Source organism: Thermomonospora catenispora (assembly GCF_006363815.1).
Classification (GTDB): domain Bacteria; phylum Actinomycetota; class Actinomycetes; order Streptosporangiales; family Streptosporangiaceae; genus Thermomonospora; species Thermomonospora catenispora.
The window spans coordinates 1-1,169 of sequence record NZ_RRYT01000074.1 but is presented as its reverse complement, the minus strand read 5'-3'; the positions used below and the strand labels follow the sequence as shown (position 1 = coordinate 1,169).

Genomic DNA, 1,169 nt, shown 5'->3' with positions numbered 1-1,169 from the left:
GCCCAGGTCTGCGAGCACCACTCGGGGAACGTCAGCTCTGCCGCCTCAGTCTGACCCCAGCGCACGAGCGGCCGGGTCCCCTGGGGGATCGCCATGAACAGGTGCCAGTGCGGAGCCCCGCGCCGTTGGAATTCCCGCTTCCACACCGCGCACAGCTTCTCGTCCTTGGAGAACCACGCCCGCTCCATGCGCTTCCGGAACTTGCGCATCAGCTCAGCGGCGGCGGCCGCCGAGGGAGCGACCGACTCCCACTCCCCCGGGAGGGTAAGCGTGAGCATCGCCGGGACACCACCGCCGCTGAACAAGGGCTCATAGTCCAACTGCGCGAGCGACTTGATCATGTTCGCCCGGGACTTGCGGGACCACTCGGAAATCACGTCCCGAGTCCCGCCGCCGCCCTGCTGCTCTTCCTCGCCTAGCGGCTCGTCGTGGAGCAGGCCCACGGCTACCTGATCGGCCGCGAACCGGGCCGAGGTCGAAGCCCGATCCATCGAACGATCCCGCTTCTGCACGTTGGTCCGGGACACCTGGACGACACCGGGAGCGACCGTCACGCGGTAGCGGTTCGCCGGAGCTTCCTCCCCGGTAGCCCGCGTGTTGCCCCACCGCTCCACGGCCGGGAACAGATCACGGGCCGCTGAGACGAGGTCAGGAGACGGGAAGTTGCGACCATGACCGCCCAGGGCCGAGAGGTCCGAGGGGACCTCTAGAGCGCCCTCCGGGCAGATATGGCGCATATGACAAGCCCCGGGGCCGTCGGCCCCCGTAGGGGCCTCCAGCGCGGCCGTGAGGCCGGGTGCCTGGCTTGTGTCGGCGTCAGCGCCTACCATTGGGGAACATCCTTCACATGGAGAGTGACAGGAACTCGGAGACGGGCCGTTGACGCGGCCCGTCTCTCCTGCTTTGTGAGTGCAATCATGCCACGCATGTATCTGCATTGTCGGAAGCGTGACCAGCACAGTCCGCAGGCAGACCCGCAGTGACCGGCACAGCGTCCAGGCGGAGCGGGGCTCCGGTGCGGTCCTCGGCGCTGGCGCGCCGTGCGGTCCTCCCGGTTCCCCGCTGCGCCTTCTTCGCAGTGTGATCGGGGCACGAGCAGGGAGCCGCACGACGAACACCGCCGCAGTACGCGCACCGGCCAGCGTCAGAGACGGTGCCGATGTGCAGGA

The 1,169-nt window shown here is 68.6% G+C and carries 1 protein-coding gene; it reads right to left on the bottom strand.

Annotated features, from left to right (window positions below):
- Nucleotides 1–614, bottom strand: a 614-nt coding sequence (locus EIO00_RS24370; RefSeq protein ID WP_206664251.1) for a rolling circle replication-associated protein, incomplete at its 3' end; no start/stop codon positions are given.
- Nucleotides 615–1,169: the final 555 nt, after the last annotated feature.